This window comes from Geothrix sp., assembly GCF_020622065.1.
GTDB lineage: Bacteria > Acidobacteriota > Holophagae > Holophagales > Holophagaceae > Geothrix.
This window is the reverse complement of record NZ_JAHRYQ010000002.1, coordinates 64,867-83,194: the sequence shown is the minus strand read 5'-3', so window position 1 is coordinate 83,194 and position 18,328 is coordinate 64,867. Positions and strand designations below refer to the sequence as shown.

17 protein-coding genes are annotated in these 18,328 nt (G+C 67.2%); 7 read left to right on the top strand and 10 right to left on the bottom strand.

The annotated features are described in order from the left end of the window. Window positions 1-45 precede the first annotated feature (45 nt). The 3 genes from sppA to QZ647_RS09875 are packed head-to-tail and all read left to right on the top strand — an operon-like array spanning window position 46 to window position 3,068. Entirely contained in the window at window positions 46-1,818 is a 1,773-nt protein-coding gene (sppA, locus tag QZ647_RS09885; RefSeq protein ID WP_291272008.1) for a signal peptide peptidase SppA, read from the top strand. A gap of 4 nt (window positions 1,819-1,822) precedes the next feature. After that, window positions 1,823-2,440, top strand: coding sequence for a MarC family protein (locus QZ647_RS09880; protein ID WP_286355476.1), 618 nt, complete (start codon window positions 1,823-1,825; stop codon window positions 2,438-2,440). Between the two features lie 55 nt (window positions 2,441-2,495). Then, entirely contained in the window at window positions 2,496-3,068 is a 573-nt protein-coding gene (locus tag QZ647_RS09875; RefSeq protein WP_291272007.1) for a hypothetical protein, read from the top strand. A gap of 8 nt (window positions 3,069-3,076) precedes the next feature. Here QZ647_RS09875 and QZ647_RS09870 read toward each other — a convergent pair whose 3' ends face one another. The 6 genes from QZ647_RS09870 to ffh form a co-directional block, all read right to left on the bottom strand. Continuing rightward, entirely contained in the window at window positions 3,077-3,562 is a 486-nt protein-coding gene (locus QZ647_RS09870; protein WP_291272006.1) for a DUF4442 domain-containing protein, read from the bottom strand. A 3-nt stretch (window positions 3,563-3,565) separates the two neighbouring features. Continuing rightward, entirely contained in the window at window positions 3,566-4,117 is a 552-nt protein-coding gene (locus tag QZ647_RS09865; RefSeq protein WP_291272005.1) for a hypothetical protein, read from the bottom strand. Then, window positions 4,118-4,372: a KH domain-containing protein gene (locus QZ647_RS09860; RefSeq protein WP_291272004.1), complete on the bottom strand. Its 255-nt coding sequence runs from the start codon at window positions 4,370-4,372 to the stop codon at window positions 4,118-4,120. Between the two features lie 63 nt (window positions 4,373-4,435). Then, entirely contained in the window at window positions 4,436-4,678 is a 243-nt protein-coding gene (gene rpsP / locus QZ647_RS09855; RefSeq protein ID WP_286355481.1) for a 30S ribosomal protein S16, read from the bottom strand. Between the two features lie 57 nt (window positions 4,679-4,735). Then, entirely contained in the window at window positions 4,736-6,223 is a 1,488-nt protein-coding gene (locus tag QZ647_RS09850) for a hypothetical protein (RefSeq protein WP_291272003.1), read from the bottom strand. After that, window positions 6,223-7,581: a signal recognition particle protein gene (gene ffh / locus QZ647_RS09845; protein ID WP_291272002.1), complete on the bottom strand. Its 1,359-nt coding sequence runs from the start codon at window positions 7,579-7,581 to the stop codon at window positions 6,223-6,225. The genes QZ647_RS09850 and ffh overlap by 1 nt, the downstream gene beginning before the upstream one ends. 105 nt (window positions 7,582-7,686) lie before the next feature. Between ffh and QZ647_RS09840 the strand changes: the two genes are divergently transcribed. From QZ647_RS09840 to QZ647_RS09825, 4 genes are all read left to right on the top strand, one after another. Continuing rightward, window positions 7,687-9,681: a thioredoxin domain-containing protein gene (locus QZ647_RS09840; RefSeq protein ID WP_291272001.1), complete on the top strand. Its 1,995-nt coding sequence runs from the start codon at window positions 7,687-7,689 to the stop codon at window positions 9,679-9,681. A gap of 131 nt (window positions 9,682-9,812) precedes the next feature. Further along, window positions 9,813-11,540 (top strand): NAD-dependent malic enzyme, encoded by a 1,728-nt coding sequence (locus QZ647_RS09835; protein ID WP_291272000.1) that lies wholly within the window; start codon window positions 9,813-9,815, stop codon window positions 11,538-11,540. Window positions 11,541-11,843: 303 nt separating this feature from the next. Further along, entirely contained in the window at window positions 11,844-12,218 is a 375-nt protein-coding gene (locus QZ647_RS09830) for a BlaI/MecI/CopY family transcriptional regulator (protein ID WP_291271999.1), read from the top strand. Then, window positions 12,215-13,960, top strand: a complete 1,746-nt coding sequence (locus QZ647_RS09825; protein WP_291271998.1) for a transglycosylase SLT domain-containing protein — start codon at window positions 12,215-12,217, stop codon at window positions 13,958-13,960. Before QZ647_RS09830 ends, QZ647_RS09825 begins: the two co-directional genes overlap by 4 nt. Window positions 13,961-14,021: 61 nt before the next feature. On the opposite strand, the gene QZ647_RS09820 is transcribed toward QZ647_RS09825, so the two are convergent. The 4 genes from QZ647_RS09820 to QZ647_RS09805 all read right to left on the bottom strand — a co-directional run bounded on the left by QZ647_RS09820 (window position 14,022) and on the right by QZ647_RS09805 (window position 18,121). Next, a complete protein-coding gene (locus tag QZ647_RS09820; RefSeq protein WP_286355488.1) occupies window positions 14,022-14,222 on the bottom strand; it encodes a hypothetical protein in 201 nt (66 codons plus the stop codon). A gap of 166 nt (window positions 14,223-14,388) precedes the next feature. After that, entirely contained in the window at window positions 14,389-14,904 is a 516-nt protein-coding gene (gene ruvC / locus QZ647_RS09815) for a crossover junction endodeoxyribonuclease RuvC (protein WP_291271997.1), read from the bottom strand. Next, on the bottom strand, window positions 14,901-17,024 hold the full coding sequence (locus tag QZ647_RS09810) for a VacB/RNase II family 3'-5' exoribonuclease (RefSeq protein ID WP_291271996.1): 2,124 nt from the start codon (window positions 17,022-17,024) through the stop codon (window positions 14,901-14,903). Before QZ647_RS09810 ends, ruvC begins: the two co-directional genes overlap by 4 nt. Before the next feature lie 218 nt (window positions 17,025-17,242). Then, on the bottom strand, window positions 17,243-18,121 hold the full coding sequence (locus tag QZ647_RS09805; RefSeq protein WP_291271995.1) for a hypothetical protein: 879 nt from the start codon (window positions 18,119-18,121) through the stop codon (window positions 17,243-17,245). Window positions 18,122-18,328 lie beyond the last annotated feature (207 nt).

Here is an 18,328-nt window from a genome sequence, read left to right as displayed (position 1 = left end):
GGGGCCGTGTTCGTGCGATCCTGAATGACCTTTCCGGAGCCCGTCATGAAGGACTTCTTCAAGAGTTTCTTCGCCGCCCTGCTGGCCCTGATGGTGGCTGGCGGGTTGGCCGTCTTCCTGTTCTTCGGCCTGCTGGCGGCCGTCGGCTCCTCCGGCAAGCCCACGGTCCCGACCAAGGCCGTGCTGATCTTCGACCTGGACACCAGCCTGTCGGATGGTGACCGCGATCCTGAACCCAGCGAGGCCCTCAGCGAGGCCCTGGGTGGCGCCGGGAGCCACAGCCAGGCGCTTCCGGCGGCCATCGAGGCCCTGGACCGGGCCGCCGCCGACAGCCGCATCACGGCCCTGTTCCTCACGGGCAACCTGCAGGGCGCCGGTCCTGCCCAGCTGCGGGAGCTGCGGGAGGCCATCCAGCGGTTCAAGGCGAAGAAGCCCGTGCTGGCCTACAACCTGGGCTGGGCGAAGCGGGACTTCTACCTGGCCGCCGGCGCCACGACCGTGTTCATGAACCCCTTCGGCGAGATGGAACTGAACGGCCTGGCCAGCGAGCCCATGTTCTTCGGCGAGGCCTTCAAGAAGTACGGCGTGGAGGTTCAGGTAACCCGCGTGGGCAAGTACAAGAGCGCGGTGGAGCCCTTCATCACTGACCGCATGAGTGAACCCAACCGCGAACAGGTGCAGAAGCTGCTCGACGACATCTGGTCCGAGTGGAAGGAGACGGTCGCCAAGGACCGGAAGAAGGCTCCGGCGGAGCTGCAGGCCATCGCGGACGAACGGGGGCTCATCGAAGCGGACGAGGCGAAGAAGCTGAGCCTGATCGACCGCATCGCGCCCTATGACGAAGTGCTCGACGAGCTGAAGAAGCTGGCCGGGAAGCAGTCCAAGGATAAGGATTTCCCCCAGATCACCCTGGCCACCTACGCCGGCATCCCCGGCGAGGCGAAGACCGGCAAGACCCGCATCGCCGTCGTCGTGGCCGAGGGCGAGATCGTGGATGGCGAAGGCAAGTCCACCCAGGTGGGCGGCGAACGCCTCAGCCGGGAGCTGCGCCGCCTGCGCCTCGATGAGCGCGTCAAGGCCGTGGTGCTGCGCGTGAACAGCCCTGGCGGGAGCGCTTCCGCCTCGGAGCTCATCCAGCGGGAAGTCATCCTCACGAAGAAGGTGAAGCCCCTGGTGGTGTCCATGGGGCACCTGGCGGCCTCGGGCGGCTACTGGATCAGCACCTACGGCGACCGCATCTTCGCCGAGCCCAGCACCATCACGGGTTCCATCGGCGTCTTCGGCCTGCTGCCCAATGTGAAGAAGCTGGCCAACGAGCACGGCATCACCTGGGACAGTGTCCAGACCGCGAAGCTGGCCAACCCCATGACCCTGACGCGGCCCAAGAACGACCTGGAGCTGACGCGCATCCAGGGCCTGGTGGACCGCATCTACGACCAGTTCGTGACCAAGGTGGCCGACAGCCGGAAGATGAAGAAGGAAGCCGTCCACGAGATCGCCCAGGGGCGCGTGTGGTCGGGCCAGGAGGCCCTCAAGCTGGGCCTGGTGGACGAGATCGGCGGACTCGGCGCGGCGGTGAAGCACGCGGCGACCCTGGCCAAGGCGGACGGGGACTACTACCTGGTCGGCCCCGAGCGGGAGCAGGACACGCTCAAGGAGCTGCTGAAGAGCCTGGGTGGCAAGCCCCGGAAGCTGGCGAAACCGGGCCCCGTGGATGCGCTGGCGGGAGGCCTTCTGCGGCAGGTGGACCTGCTGACCTCGCTGAACGACCCCAGGGGCGTCTACGCCAGGCTGCCCTTCGAACTCGATCTGAAATAGCTTCATGGATTCGTCTTCCTTCATCTCCGCGGTCGTGCTGCTGGTGCTGGTGACCGATCCCCTGGGCAACATCCCGCTCTTCATCGGGCTGTTGCGGCAGGTGGATCCGGCCCGGCGGCAGCGGATCATCGTCCGCGAGGTGCTGTTCGCCTTCGCCATCCTGCTCTTCTTCGCGTTCTTCGGGCAGAAGGTGCTGCGCCTCATGCACCTCACGGACACCTCGCTCGGGATCGCGGGCGGCGTGATCCTCTTCCTCATCGCGTTGAAGATGGTCTTCCCCCATCCCGAGGGCCGGGGGGCTGACCACCCCATCCACGGGGAGCCCTTCCTCGTGCCCCTGGCCATCCCCTTCATCGCCGGCCCATCAGCCATCGCCACGGTGCTGCTGCTGGTCAGCCGCGAGCCGCACCGGCTCTGGGAATGGCTGGGGGCTCTGTCCGTGGCCATGGCGATCTCGGCCGTGGTGCTGGGCTTCGCGGAGAAGATCGCGGATTTCCTGGGGGAGCAGGTGACCCTGGCCTTCGAGCGGCTCATGGGCCTGGTGCTGACCGCCATCGCCATCGAGATGCTGCTGGCGGGCATCGAGAAATTCGTCCACCAGATCCGCCTCGCGGGAGCCTGACCGGCCCGCTCAAGATGCTCCTGATCCTTCCGATAGGAGGTACAGGAGCAGATGAATGAGGGTTCGTGCGTGCCTGCCAATGGGCCTGATGCTGCTCATGATGGCTTCCATCGGATGCGAGCGGAGCGAGACCCGGCGGGCCCGCCAGGCCATGGACCTGGTCCGGGCGATGGAGACCGAGCTGCAGACCACGGCCAAGCAGGCCGCCGGGGCCTTCTCGAATCGGGCGGATTTCGAAGATTTGCGGATGGCCTTCGGGGACGAGCGCTTCGACGCGGGGACGCCCTTGGGGCCGGACTTTCAGGGAAGCCTCGCGGCGATGCTCCAGGGGCTGCATGCCCAGTTGGAGAGGGAGCCGAAGGATGCGGGGTTTCCGAAGAAGGTGGCCCGCCGGGTCAACCAGTTCGGTCAATGGTGGTCGTTCGTCCGGCACTATCTCGAAACGAGGCGGGACCAGCTGAACCGGGCCGCAGCCAAGGGAGACGAGCCCGTGAACCTGCCCGGAGGACGGACGCTCCGCGGGGAGGTCCTCAAGACCCTGGCGGAGGTCATCAAAGTGGTGGAGGCCTTTGAGACCATCACGAACCGCTGCGCCCGGGGGATCGAGGGCATCGTCGCTCGCTCCTGAAGCCGGCCTCAGCTCCGGCGCTTGAGGCTGAGCTCGAGCACGAAAGTCGCCACGGGCTCGAAGGTCCCATCCGGGGCCTTCACTGCCGCCTGGATGGCCATGGGTTCGGTGATGCGGTCCTCCGAAGCCAGGGCCCGGCGCACCTGGTCGCGGATGGCCTCGCCATCCTCGCAGATGAAGTAGACATCGGATTCGGGACGCTTGAGAAAGGTGGCCTGGAAGGCCTTGAAGACCAGGGACACCGGCTGCCCGGATCGCTTGATCTGGTCCATGGCGAGCAGGCCCCCGGCACAGTCCGCCCCAATGGCCAGGGCGCCAAAGTACATCGAACCCAGGTGATTCCGGGTCCAGCGTCGAAGCGGAACCCGGACCACGCAGCGGGTTTCACTGAGTTCCACGACGCTGGGATGCACGGAAGCCAGGAGGGGGATCTTCAGCCAGCCGAAGAGGCGCATGCCAAAGGTCTGCCTGAACCGCTGCAGGGCCCCGGCCACGGGTCAGTCCCCGGCCTGGTTGACATCCAGCAGGCCCTCGGGCGGATCGAGGTCCAGGCGGCGATTGGGCAGGTCGAGGGTCCACCAGGCCTTGATGTAGGGGATGTCCCGCTGGCCGGTGCGCCCGGGCCGGAGGTCGCGCATCACCACCATGTCGTAGCCCGCAGGACCGGGATCAAGGCGCAGCACCTCGCCGACCTTCCGGCCTGCGATGAAGACCTCGCAACCGATCCACTGGTGCCGGAAGGTCTCGCCCTCGGGAAGTTCGGCGGCGGTCTCGGGCATCCAGAGCGCCCAGCCCTTGAGAGGCTCGGCGGCGGTGCGGTCGGGGATGTCCTTGAAGGCCAGGCAGGGGCGGTCCTGGTGCCAGCGGAAGCTTCGCAGGGCGACGGTGCGGGCGGGCGGGGCCGCCTCGGCGCTTTCCAGGTTCAGGTGGGGCGGGGCCAGCACCAGACCCTGGATGCCCTCAAGGCGTCCGGGTTCGTCCATGACCGAATGAAAGAGGAACTCGCCCTTGAGTCCCTGCACTTTGGCGAGATGGCCCGCGAGGAGCATCTAAGCCTCCCGCTCGTCCTCGTCGTCGAGTTCGAGGCCCACCACGAGGCCTGCCTTCTCGCCGGCGGTCTTGCAGAGGGTCCGCAGGGCGGAAATCATGCGCCCGTGCTTGCCGATGATGCGGCCGCGGTCCTTGGGATCGGCGAAGACGAGGACATCGCGCTTCTTCCCCTCGCCGCTGATCTCAATGCGGAGGGCCTCAGGATGATCCAGGAGGGGCGTCAGGACATCGCGCAGGAAGGCTTCAAGATTCATGGTCGCTCCGCATGGAACAAAGAAAGCCGGACCTCGGCCCGGCTTTCATGGATCTGAATCGGGCTAGATGATCTGGTTCTTCTTGAACAGATCGAGCACGGTCTTGGAGGGCTGGGCGCCCTTCTGCAGCCAGGACTTGGCCTTCTCGGCGTCGATGCGCACCGCCTCGCCGGAACCGGCGATGGGGTTCACGAAGCCCAGCACTTCCACGGCGCGGCCGGTGGGGATGCGGTCGTTCTCGGAGACGACGATGTGGTAGAACGGGCGCTTCTTGGCACCATTGCGAGCAAGACGGATCGAAAGCATGGGCACTCCCTGAGCAGGAAAGTGTATCGCGGAAAGGCGTCCTGCCCAAGCGCAAATTCAGGGGCCGAAGGCCGAGACCGGGAAGGTCCCTTCCAGCACGGCCTGCCGCTCACGGATGTTCCGCCGGAGCATGGGCCAGCGGGGGTGGGCCCGCATGCGTTCCAGGAACGGCGAGTTCTCGAACCAGCGGGCGCAGCTGAATCCCTGGACGAAGGCCCGCGTGGCGCAGTCCATGGCCCGGTCGGCGTCGCCCAGGAGTGCGTAGGCCTCCGCCTGCTTGAAGGTCAGCTCCCCATCGGGGATCCGCACCTTGCCGCGGACCTCGTCGATGAGCCGGAGTTGGGCCAGCCCCTGCTCTGTGCGGCCCTCCAGGAGAGCGCGGTAGACCTCGCAGAGATTCTGGAAGGGACCCGCACCCCCCAGCTCGCTGCCGGCCGTCATGTGGAGGAGGGCACCCTGGCGGTCACCCTTCAGCAGCGCGAGGTAGCCCTGATAGAACAGGATGTCCGGTTCCCTGCGGACCGCGCGGGCCTCCTGCAGTTCCTGTTCGAAGGCGGTCCAGTTCCCAAGATAGAGGTTGGTCGTTCCGACCGTCCAGGCGGAAGCCCCGCCCAAGGGGGACAGCAGGGCCTTCCGTTTCGCCAGCGCTGAGCTTGCCCCGGCCAGGAGGCCCGCCGTGCGGCCGGCATACGCGAAACCCTGGTAGAGGTCCGGGGCGTTCGGCCGGAGCCGCGCGGCCTCCCGCAGGACCCCCAAGGCGAGGCTCTGGTTTCCGGTATCGGTGAGCATGAGGGACCAGAGGAAGGTGGCCCGGGGGTGGCCCGGAACCAGGGCCACGGCCCGTTGGAAGGCCTTGTGGGTAAGGGAATTGAGTCCAATGCCGGCCTGTTCGGGGCTCACCCACAGGCTGCGGTAGAGGTGGTCGCCCAGGGTGACCCAGGCCGTGGCGCACTCCGGTTCGTCCTCCACCAGCCGCCGGGAGGCAGGCAAGTGGTTCGTGGCTTCCAGGTCATTCCGGATGGACATGGCCTGCAGCAGGGTCCAGAAGTGGTCTGGCGACTTGGGCAGGAGGTCCGAGCGGAAGCGTTGGGAGGCTTTCAGGGGCCAGTGCTGGATCCAGGTGTCCAGGGCCTCCCTGGGGTCGAGCGGGGGCAGCGATTCCTGGACCCACGGTTGTCCGGCCATCAGCTGGGCCGAAGTGATCCAGGCCATGGTCAGGGCCAGGCGCTGATTCTCCCGGCGGGCCTGGAAGCGGAACAGCAGCACACCTCCGGGCATCTGCCGGAGGGTGGCGGGATCGGGAATCGCCGCGAGGTGGGTGACCGCGGCTCCCGCCAGCACCTCGAGGTGGTCGGCCATCAGGGTTTCGAGGCCGGGATCCAGGTCCGGCTGGCCGGAGGCGGGAGCGATGATGAGCACCCGCAGGACCTTCCGGCTGCCCGTCTTCGCGCGCCATAGCGCCAGACCCCCCAGCAGCAGGCCCAGCAGCACCACCAGGATCAGCCAGGTCCTGGTCGAGCGGGGCTCCGGCCGAAGGGAGGTCACTAGAAGGGCAGGTTGGGCCCGCCGCCCATCTTGGCCATGCGCTGCATGCGGGCCATGAACTTGGGATCGTTCATCTGCCCCATCATCTTCTTCGTCTCCACGAACTGCTTGATGAGCTGGTTAATCTCGCTCACGGGGCGGCCGCTGCCCGAGGCGATGCGCCGCTTGCGTTTGCCGTCCAGCAGGTTGTGGTTGGCGCGCTCGGCGGGCGTCATGGAGTTGATGATGGCCTCGAGATGCTTGATGCGCTTGTCGGTGGCCACGCTCGCCAGCTGATCCTTCATCTGCCCCAGGCCCGGCAGCATGCCGAGGATCTTGTTCATGGAGCCCAGCTTCTGCACCTGCTGGAACTGCTTGCGCATGTCCTCGAGCGTGAACTGGTTCTTGGCCAGGCGCTTGGCCATGACCTCGGCTTCCTTCTCGTCGAGCTTGTCCTTGGCGTGCTCGATGAGGCTGAGGACATCGCCCATGCCCAGGATGCGCTGGGCCATGCGGTCGGGGTGGAAGCGCTGGAAGTCCTCCAGCTTCTCTCCCTCGCCCACGAACTTCAGGGGCTGGCCCGTGGCCTGCTTGATGCTGAAGGCCGCGCCGCCGCGGGTGTCGCCGTCGGTTTTGGTGAGCACCACGCCCGTGATGCCCAGCTTCTCGTGGAAGGCGGTGGCGCTCCGGACGGCGTCCTGGCCCGTCATGGCATCGGCCACGAAGAAGATCTCGTCCGGCGAGGTGGCGGTCTTGATGCGGGCCAGCTCCTCCATCAGCGTTTCGTCCAGGTGCAGACGGCCGGCGGTGTCGAGGATGACCGTGTCCCAGCCCTTCAGCTTCGCTTCGGCCAGGGCTGCGCCGCAGATGGCGACGGGGTCCTTTTCCTCCGTGTGGAAAGAGGGGACGCCGGCATCTTTGGCCACCACATGCAGTTGCTCGATGGCCGCGGGGCGGTAGACATCCGCGGGCACCAGCAAGGGGGAGCGGCCCAGCTTCTTGAGGAAGACCGCCAGCTTGCCGCAGGTGGTGGTCTTGCCCGCGCCCTGCAGGCCCACCATCATCACCACCGTCGGCGGCTTGGCGGCGAAGGCGATGGGGTGTTCCGGCGCCTGGCCGCCCATGATCTCCACCAGCTCCCGGTGGACGATGTCGATGAAGGCCTGGGTGGGATTGAGGCCCTGCATGACCTCGGCGCCCAGGGCCTTCTCCTTCACCCGCTGGAGGAAGGTGCGGGCCACGCTCACATGCACATCGGCTTCCAGGAGGGCCATGCGCACTTCGCGCAGCACGGCTTCGAGGTTGGCTTCCGTCAGCTTGGACTGGCCCCGGAGGGCCTTCATGGCCTGGCTGAGTTTCTGGGTGAGGCTGTCGAACATGGGACCCCGGCATGGACCAAAACGCTCATTGTACTGGGCGGGATGCACTTTCCCCTGTTGGAAAAGGGATCCTGGGGCATAATCCTGACAAAAGGAGTCGGGATTATGCCCAACCGCCTTTCCGAAAGCCTCAGCCCCTATCTCCTCCAACACGCCCACAACCCGGTGGACTGGTTTCCCTGGGGCGAAGAGGCCCTGGCCCGGGCCCGGGCCGAACAGAAGCCGATCTTCCTGAGCATCGGCTACAGCGCCTGCCACTGGTGCCATGTCATGGAGCGGGAGAGCTTCGAGAATCCGGCGGTGGCCGAACTCCTGAACGCCCATTTCGTGAGCATCAAGGTGGATCGGGAGGAACGGCCGGACCTGGACGACCTCTACATGGACGCCGTGCAAACGCTCACGGGCCGGGGCGGCTGGCCCATGAGTGTCTGGCTCACGCCAGAGCTGGAGCCCTTCTATGGCGGCACCTACTTCCCGCCGGAATCCCGCGGGGGTATGCCGGGCTTCATCCCATTGCTCACCCGCATCGCCGAGGCGTGGCGGGAGGATCGGACCGGGGTGCTCACCCAGGCCCGCAGCCTGGCCGAGGAACTGCAGCGCCAGGCCACCGTCGAGGCCGGGGCGCACCGGCCTGACGGCGAGGTGATCGAGGCGGCCCTCGCCCAGCTCCGGCAAGGCTTCGATGCCCGCTGGGGCGGCTTCGGCCCGGCCCCGAAGTTCCCCCAGCACATGGCCGTGGAGCTGATCCTGGCGCGGGGCACCGCGGCGGATCAGGTCATGGCGCTCCGCACGCTGGACGCCATGTGGGAAGGCGGCATGTATGACCACCTGGGCGGCGGCTTCGCCCGCTACAGCGTGGACGGCCAGTGGCTGGTGCCCCACTTCGAGAAGATGCTCTACGACAACGCCCAGTTGGCCGCCTGCTACCTCACGGCCTTCCAGGCCACGGGTGAGGCCCGCTACGCCCAGGTGGCCCGGGAGACCCTAGACTACTTGCTGCGGGACCTGCGCGATCCCAGCGGGGGCTTCCACTCCAGCGAGGATGCGGACAGCGAGGGCGAGGAGGGGAAGTTCTACGCCTTCACGCCGGCGGAGGTGCGCGAGGCGCTGGGGCCGGAGAATGGCGCGCGGTTCTGCGTGGCCTATGGCATCACGGAGGCCGGGACCTTCGGGCATGGCCAGAGCGTCGTGCATCGCTTCTCCCGGGGCCCGGCGGATGGCCTCTCTGAAGACGAGGACAAGGCCCTGCGGGAACAGCTGCGCCTCTGGCGGGACCGCCGGGTTCGGCCCGGCAAGGACGACAAGATCCTGGCCTCCTGGAATGGCCTCACCCTGTCGGCGTTGGCCCGGGGCTTCCAGGTGCTGGGCGATCCCCGGTACCTGGAGGCGGCCCAGGCCTGCGCAGCCTTCCTGCGCCGGGAGCTTTGGCGGGAGGGTCGCCTGCTGCGGGTGTGGCGCCAGGGCCGGGCGCACACGCCCGGCTTCCTGGAAGATGGTGCCGCCGTGGTGGAAGGCCTGGTGGATCTCTATGAAGCCGGCTTTGATCCGGCCTGGCTGCGCTGGGCGGAGGCCCTGGCGGAAGAACTGCTGGCCCGCTTCCAGGATCCTGCGGAAGGCGGTTTCTTCAGCACTGAAGAAGGCCAGGCCGATCTGATCTTCCGGCAGAAGCCGGGCTTCGACAACGCCGTCCCCAGCGGCAACACCCTGGCCGCCCGGGCCTTCCTGCGGTTGTCGCGGCACCTGCAGCGCGAGGATTTCCGGCTGGCGGCCGAGGGGGTCCTCCGCTGCTTCGGCCCCTGGCTGGCGCGGGCCCCCAGGGCCTTCCTGGGTCTGCTGGGCGCCCTGGACCTGGCCCTGCGGGAAGCCCTGGAGGTGGCCGTGTCCGGAGATCCGGCCAGCGACTCCGTGCAGGCCCTGCTGGCGGAAGTCCACCGCCGGCACCTGCCCGGCCGGGTGATCTCGGCCTCGTCGGACCAATTGCTGCCCCTGCATGAGGACCGGGGCTTCCCGGAAGGAACGGCGCTCGCCTTCGTATGCCGCGGGCAAACCTGCGCAGTGCCTGTCACGACGCCCTTGGAGTTGGCCACGCTGCTGAGGTGAGCGGTTGCAGCGGTTGTGATCCTGACCCCGCGACAGGGCCGCTACACTGGGTCCCTTCGCGCGGAAATCCGCGGAACCCGCGCCTGCCTGGCGCCGGCAAGCGGCGCAGCGATCACGCATAAGGGGCTGCCATGAAGACCTTCGGTTTTAAGATCGACCCGCTGACGGGCGAGGAATACTACGAGGTCTTGGTCCGGGGTCGCCAGGTCCTGAATGACCCCCATCTGAACAAGGCCTCTGCCTTCACCAAGGAGGAGCGCCTGAGCCTGGGGCTTGATGGCATGCTCCGGCCCGGCATTTCGACCCTGGATTCCCAGCTGGACCGCACCTACGAAGCCTTCCAGCGCAAGACTGACGACCTCGAACGCTACATCTACCTCACGGGCCTCCAGGACCGGAACGAGGTGCTCTTCTACCGACTGCTGATGGATCACCTGGACGAGATGGTGCCCATCATCTACACCCCCACCGTGGGCCAGGCCTGCCTTCAGTTGAGCCACATCCAGCGGCGTTACCGGGGCATCTACATCACGCCCGAAAACATCGGGAACATCGACCAGATCTTCCAGGGACTCTCCCAGCCGCAGGTGAACCTCATCGTCGTGACGGATGGCGAGCGCATTCTGGGCCTGGGCGACCTGGGCTCGGATGGCATGGGTATCCCCGTGGGCAAAGTCAGCCTCTATGTGGCCGCGGGTGGCGTGCACCCCGGCGTCTGCCTGCCCGTCACCCTGGATGTGGGCACCAACAACCCCCGCCTGCTGGAGGATCCCCTCTACCTGGGCATCCGCAAGCCCCGCCTCCGGGGGGCGGAGTATGAAGAGCTGGTGGAGAAGTTCGTTCTCGGCGTGAAGCGCAACTTCCCCGGCGCCCTGCTGCAATGGGAGGACTTCGCCAAGCAGACGGCCTTCAAGAACCTCGATCGCTACCGCGAGCGCATCCTCTCCTTCAACGACGACATCCAGGGCACCGGCTCCACCGCCCTCGCGGCGCTGATGACGGCCATGCGGATCAAGAAGAGCCGCTTCCAGGACGAGCGCTATGTGATCGTGGGCATGGGCCAGGCCGGAACCGGCATCGCCATGAACATCCGCGCGGCCCTCAAGGAGGAGGGGCTCTCCGACGCGGAGGCCCGCCAGCGGATCTTCGCGGTGGACATGCAGGGCCTGCTCATCGAAGGCGACCCGCTGCTGGAAGGGCCGCAGATGCCGCTGGCCCAGTGCCGCTCGGCGGTGGAAGGCTGGCAGCTGGACGATCCCTCCCGCATCGGTCTCCAGGATGTGGTGCGCAACGCCCATCCCTCCGTGCTCATCGGCGTCACGGCCCAGCCGAACCTCTTCAGCGAGGCCATCCTGGCGGAGACCGCCAAGCACTCGGAACGCCCCATCGTCCTGGCCCTGTCGAACCCCACCCACAAGTGCGAGTGCTCGCCCGAGGCCGTGTGGAAGGCCACGAACGGCAAGGGCCTCGTGGCCACGGGCAGCCCCTTCGCGCCGGTGGACTGGAACGGGCGGATGCTCCAGACCTCCCAGTGCAACAACATGTACATTTTCCCCGGCGTGGGCCTGGGGGCCTTGGTATGCAAGGCCTCGCGGATCACCGACGGCATGTTCCTGGCGGCCAGCAAGGCCATCAGTGCCTTCGTGACCCCCGACCAGGAGACCACGGGCCTGCTCCTGCCGGAGATGAAGGACATCCGGAAGGTGTCGCTTGCCGTGGCCAAGGCCGTGAGCATCGAGGCCCGCAATGTGGGCCTGGGGCGCCTGCTGGACGACGATCAGCTCGAAGCCATCCTCGCCAAGGCCCAGTGGGAGCCGCACTACACCGCCTACCGGCCCGGGACCATCGCGCGGAACTAGATCGGCCTCTTTTCCCCTTGTGAGGTTGGAACTGCGGCCTAGCCTGGGGGGCGGGAAGAGACTCTCTTTCCTCCCTCGGGGCGACCGTTTTCGCCAGCCCCTTCCGGCCAACGACCCATTCGGCCGAGACTCCTGGGCACCCCTCCTCGGGGTGCCCTTTTCATTCTTCGGGGCCCCGCACCCTGGTGTGGCAAAGCCGGCCGGAGCTTGCTCGGCATTCCTGGTCCTGTCCGGCTTGTTTCCGGATTGACAGCGGGAAGAATATACACAAAATTGTCTACACCATCTTGTGTAAGAGGTCCCATGAAGCGTCCCGTCAAGCCGACAGAAGTGGAGCTCAAGCTCCTGCGCATCCTGTGGGAGCTGGGCCCGGCCACGGTCAAGGAGGTCCATGCCTACCTGAGCCGCCGAGAGGACTATGCGTACACCGGCGTGCTGCGGATGTTCCAGGTGATGCTGGAGAAGGGCCTGGTGACCCGGGATGAGAGCCAACGCAGTCATGTCTACGCGCCTGCCCAGAGCCGGGCAACCACGGAGGGCGGCCTGGTGACGGACCTGACCGAGCGGTTGTTCGGGGGTTCGGCCGCGGCGCTGGTGCTTGCGGCCCTCCGCTCCGGAACCGTCAGCCCCGACGAGAAGAACCGCATTCGGGAGATGTTGGGCGGGGAGGAGCAATGACCGCCTTCATCCAGATCCTGGGCTGGTCCCTCATTCATTCGCTCTGGCAGGGCTGTCTCCTGGTGCTGCTGGCGGCGGGGGGTGGCCTCTTCCTGCGGGACCGCTCGCGCCACGCCTTGAATGGTCTGATCCTGTTCCTATGCCTGGTGGTGCCGGCGGGCACGGCCTGGCGGTTCCACCGCCCCGTGTCGGCGGGGCCGGGGCAGGTCGGCATGGACCTCCAGATCCTCGCGTCGCCCACCGTCCACCGCGCTTCGACGCTGACCATCGCCCCCCCGTTGCTGACCCGCCTGGAAGCGGCGCTTCAGCCCCGCCTGCCGGTGCTGGTGGCGCTGTGGGCGCTGGGGGCCGGCCTCATGGCCGTGCGCCTGGGCGGGGGCTTCGCGCTCAGCCTGCGCTGGAGACGGGAGGGGACCCCGGCCCCTCGCGAATGGGAGGCTGTGGTCAAGGCGCTGGCGGAGCGGATGGGCCTGCGGTGCTCCGTCCGTCTGCTCCTGACGAGGCGGGGCGACACGCCCATGGCCCTCGGCCTGTGGAGGCCCGTGGTGCTGGTTCCGGTCGCCCTGCTCACCAGCCTGCCTCAGGCCTATCTGGAGGCGCTCCTGGCCCATGAGCTGGCCCATGTGCACCGCCTGGACTACCTTGGCAACCTGCTTCAGGGCCTCGCCGAGACGCTGCTCTTCTTCCATCCCGCCGTCTGGTGGCTTTCGGCCCGGATCCGGGCCGAGCGCGAGGAACTCGCCGATGATCTGGCGGCCCGGAGCCTCGGCGATCCGCGGCGCCTGGCCCTGGCCCTCAATGCGCTGGATGACCTCCAGCCCGCCCTTCCGTTCCCGCTGTTTCCGGCCCTCGCGGCCCGAGGAGGACATTTGCTCGCGCGCATCGAACGGCTGCTCACGCCCAGGCCCGTCACGGGCTTCCATGGGGGGCTTCTCACCCTCCTCCTGATCCCCTGCGCGGTGGTGGCCTTGCGGGCGGCCACTCCGGCGAACCCTCCCATCGGAGCCCCGGCCGCGGTGGTGGCCCAGCTCGATGCCCTGGCGATCCGCGAAGGTGTGGATCCCCAGCTGCTCCGCAGCATGGCCTGGGTGGAGAGCGGCTTCAACTCAGCGGCCAGAAGCCCGCTGGGGGCTCTGGGCCTGCTCCAGGTCATGCCCGACACCGCCCGGACCTACGGCGCGAAGGACCTGAACGATCCCGCCCAGGTCATGGCGGCGGGGGCGAAGTACCTGCGCTTTCTCCTGGACCGCTATCAGGGGGATGTGGCGAAAGCCGTGGCGGCCTACAACTGCGGGGAGAGGGCCCTGGAGGAAGGGCGCATCACCGAGGAGGCGACCCGCTACCGTGCCTTGGTGATGGATGTGCTGGCCGCCAAGGCCGTGCAACCCGAGGCGCCGCTGGCGGACGGTGAGGTGCGAGGGGTGATCCGGGGCTCTGGGGGGCAGAAGACTCTTTATCTGCGCATCAGTGGCCGGGGGAACTTGGTTCTGAACATCCTGCCGTCGGAAGGCACCAAGGCGCTGGCGAGCATTCACATCGGGACGAGGCCCTCAGAGGAGCCGACGGCTGCCACTCCATGGGCCGAATCCAGGCCCAATGTTGTGTTCGATGCCTCCCAGGCCGGCGGCAGTCTTCTGATCCGCAGTGAGAACCCGGATTTCAGCTGGCGCGGCGAAACCCGCGTCCTGCTGGATGCCCCCTGGAAGACCTTCAGCTTCCGGATGGAACCGCCGAAGCCGTGATCTCGGCCGGTACGCAGAAGGGCCCGGCATCGCCGGGCCCTTCTGCGTCAGGAGGAAACGATCAGGCTGCGGCGATGCGGCGGCTGCGGTGCATCACTTCGGCTTCGAGTTCGGCTTCGAGGGCCTGGACCTGGCGGAGCACGGCCAGACCGCGCGGCGAGCTGCTCATCTGGTGCTCAAGCTGGTTGAAGACTTCGTGCAACCGCTCAGCGGTGGTCCAGAAGGCTGGGTTGTGCTGTCGGGCGGCGGTGTCCATGTGCATGGCGGCTCCGTGTGCTTCCTGGACATCATGATCGTCATTGCGGATGACTTAGGCTAGTGATAGACATCACAAGAAATGTCATGAGTTACGAAGTTTTTTGTCATGAAGTGCATGACAATTTCCGAAGGCCTTGAAAAACATGACATTCGGGTCGTTATAGGCCCGGTCAGGCCCGTCCCGGAGCCGCCGGCAGACCCCGGGTCGCCAGGAGATGACCGATGGCCACGGCCGCCGCATCCGCCGCATCGGCGGCCAGGGGCTCCTTCAAGTTCAGCAGGGTCATCACCATCTTTCCCACCTGGCTCTTGTCCGCCCACCCGTAGCCGCTGACGGCCTTCTTCACCTGCATGGGGTTGTAGTCGCCCACGGGCAGCCCGTGCAGGGCCGCCGTGAGCAGGATGCCTCCGCGGATCTGGCCCAGTTTCAAGGCGGTGGCGGCGTTCTTCTCCACGAAAGGGGATTCCACGGCCATGAAGCCGGGATGGTGGGCGGCGATGGCCTCCGCCAGCCGTTCATGGATATGCAGGGCCCGCTGGTCGAAATCCGCCCCCCGGGGGTTGCGGATGACGCCGGCCTCCACCAGGGTCATCCGCGATCCGAAGCGCTCGACCACGGCCCATCCACAGGCCAGGGAGCCCGGATCCACCCCCAGACAGCGCACAGGCGACGGGGCGACGATCATCGGCCCTTCCGCTTGGCCCCGCCCCGTGCGCTCCCCCGGACGCTTCCTTTAGGCGCCTTGGGCTTGGCTTCCCGGCCTTTGCCGCTGGCCACGCGGGCCTTCTTGGGTGGGCGCCCCTTGGGGGCGGTCTCGCGCTGCGGGTGTGTCTCCCGCGTCCGGGAAGCGCCCTTCCGGCGGGGCTGCTCCAGATCCCCTTCGCGCAGCACGGCCGGCGCGGCCAGCGTGGGGACGAAGACGCAACCCTTCCCGTGCGCATCCTGGGCCTTCGCTTCCGTGAGCCAGGCGCTGATGCGGCGGAGATCCTCGTCCACGGTGGTGATCTCGACTTCCACTGCATCGCCGATGGAGAGCACCACGGTGCCGCGCAGGCCCGTGGCCTTCATCCGATGTTCGTCCACCCAGAAGTTCCCGCCCAGGGCCGCCAGGGGCACACCGGCCTCCACGAAGGGCGATTCCAGCGTGATGAACACCACCTTGGCCGAGAAGCCCTGGATGCGGCCCCGGAAGCGCTGGCCGATGCGGGACTTCATGAGCAGGCAGGCCTTCCACTTGTCGTTCTCGCGCTCGGCCTCGGTCGCCTTCTGTTCCGCATCGCTGGCCCCCTTGGCCAGCACGGCCAGGTGGCTGTGGAGGCTCTCGGGCAGCTGCTCGCCCCGCAGGATCTTCTTCAGCAGGCGATGCACGATGAGGTCGGGATAGCGCCGGATCGGGCTGGTGAAGTGCAGGTAGTCCTGGAGCGCCAGGCCCGAATGGCCGATGTTGTCGACGCTGTACTCGGCCTTCTTGAGGCTGCGGAGCAGCAGGTTGTTGATCATGGCCTCCAGCGGCCCGCCCCGGATCTTGTCGAGCATGGCGTTGAGGTGCTCCGGCGTGGGCACCTCCTTGGGCTTGAGGAGCCCGAAGGCGCGGGCCACTTCGGCGAAGATCTCCAGCTTCAGCGGATCGGGTTCGTCGTGGATGCGGTAGATGGAGGGGATCTTCTTGCGGGTGAAGAAGCGCGCCACCGTTTCGTTCGCCAGCAGCATGAACTCCTCGATCATGCGGTGGGCGTCATGGCGGGGATAGCGCCGGGCGTCCACGGGACGGCCCTCCTCGTCGAAGATGAACTCCGCCTCCTCCGAGTCCAGGTTCATGGCTCCGCGTTCCAGGCGCACCTGGGTCAGGCGCCGGGAGAGCACCAGGGCTTCGTCCAGGTGGGCGCAGAGGGCTTCGCCCAGCTCGGCCCGCTTGCGGGTCGACAGGTCGATGCAGGCCTCCTTCACCTCGTCGTAGGTGAGGCGCTTCGCGCTGCGGATGACGCTTTCCGAAAGCCGCGTCTCCACGACCTCGAGTTCGGGCGAGATCGTCATCCAGGCCGTCATGGTGAGCCGGTCCACGCCTTCGCGCAGGCTGCAGAGGTCGCCGCTGAGGCGGTCCGGGATCATGGGAATAGCTTCATCCGGGAAATAGACCGAGGTGCCGCGCAGGCGGGCCTCCTCGTCCAGCGGGCCGCCCTCCGCGACATAGTGGCTCACATCGGCGATGTGCACGCCCAGCAGCCAGCCGCCGCCCTCGGACTTGGGCAGGGCCTCCAGGCTGATGGCGTCGTCGAAATCCTTCGCGGTGGGCGGATCCACGGTGCAGGTCAGCACTTCGCGGAGATCCTCTCTACCGCGGAGCCACTCGGCCGCAATGCGGGTGGGGAAGGGGGCCAATTCCTTCATGACGGCATCGGGGAAGGTCGTGCGGAGGTTGAACAGGGCTGCCGTGAGGCGGTTCTCGATCTTCAGGTCGGTCTTCTTCCCGAGCCGCGCCACCACGGTGCCGCGCAGCTGCTTGGCCTCGGGATCGGCGTCGAGCTTCACGCTGACGAGCTCGCCATCCTCGGCCAGATCCGTCGGTGGGACGGCGATGATCTGGGAGATCCGCGGTTCGAGGGGCACCACCCGCCAGCCCCAGGGCTGCTTCTGGAGGGTTCCGGGCAGGGGGACTTCGCCCCGGCCTTTGATCTCCAGGATCCGGGCCTTGAGGCGTCCATCCCAGCCTTCGCCGCTCACTTCGGCCACCACGCGGTCCCCGTGGATGGCGCCATGGGCGTCCCGCCAATCCACCAGAAGGTCCGCACCTGGGCCCTTGGGCATGCCGGGGATCCTCAGGAATCCGCCGGTGCCCTCGGGATGGCCGATGAAGGCCGCTTCAAAGCTTTCATACGGCCGGAGCGCCGGGCCCTGGGGCCGTGAAACCTGGGGCCTGGGCGTTCCAGGGGACTCCCGTCGGTCAGGGGTGCGCGACGGGGCGCGGACGGGGATGCGGGAGGAAGAACGACGGGCCATGCCTCAGGGTACAGCCCCGGAAGGGATCAGCCCTTCTTTCCCTTCTTGGTGGCCTTGGGTGCGGGGGCCGCAGCCTTGCCATTCAGGATGTCCAACTGGTGCTGGACCTTCTTGCTCTCGGGATCCAGGGTCGCGAGACGATACAGGAAGCGTGCCTTGCCGGCCTTGTCGCCCTGGGCCTCGAGGTAGGCGGGGCTGGACACGACGGCCTCGACCCACTTCGTCTTGTCGCCCTTGCCGCCCTTGTATTCGTTGATCTGGTCCTGCTCGCCCTGGAGCTTCTTCTCCATGATGGTGACCAGGGGATCGAAGGCTTCGGACTCGCGCTTGGTGACATCCAGGTAGGTCTGGAAGAACTTCACCCACTTGGCGCTGTCACCGACTTCCTTCTCCACGCCGAGGGCCAGGTCCAGTTCCTGGCGCTGGCCCGGATCGAGGGTGGTCATGGCCTTCAGTTCCTTGATGCGATCGGCGTTCTCTTCGAGCACCTGCTTGGCCCGGACACCGGAGGCGGTGTAGTAGGTCACGGTCTGGGTGAAAGGTTCCTTCACGGCCGCGTAGCTCTCGAGGCTCAGGGCCTTGGCCGTCTTCGCGTACTCGAGGGCCTTCTCCCAGGCGCCGGCCGCGTCCGCCGTCTCCAGCGCCATGCGGTAGGCCTGGCCCAGATCCATGTAGGTGGCGCAGCTCTGCACCATGGTCTGGTTGTTGGTCTTGTCGAAGGCGGGCTTCACGGTAGGAAGCAGGGCCTCGGCCCGCTTCTGGGCCTCGGGGAACTTCAGCTCGGCCAGGAGCTTGTCCACGGCGGGCCGCTCGGCCTTCACGCGGTCTCCCAGAGAAGGGGCCGGAGCCTGGGCCACCAGGGCCGCAGGAACGAGAAGGGTGGGGATGAGAGCGAATCTGCGCATCAGCTGAACCTGAGGTGAGAAGGGGGGTGGCCCCGGGGGGAAACCGCCATTGTCCCGGGATCGCCGTGCGTTGCCTAGTCCCGCGTTCCATCCCTGCCAAGGCTCACGATAACCGTTGTCACCCCAGAGTTTCAGACATGCCTCGGATCTCGGACTTGATGCGGTCCATCTCCTCGCGGTCGATCCTTCGCGCGGGGACGCCGCCCC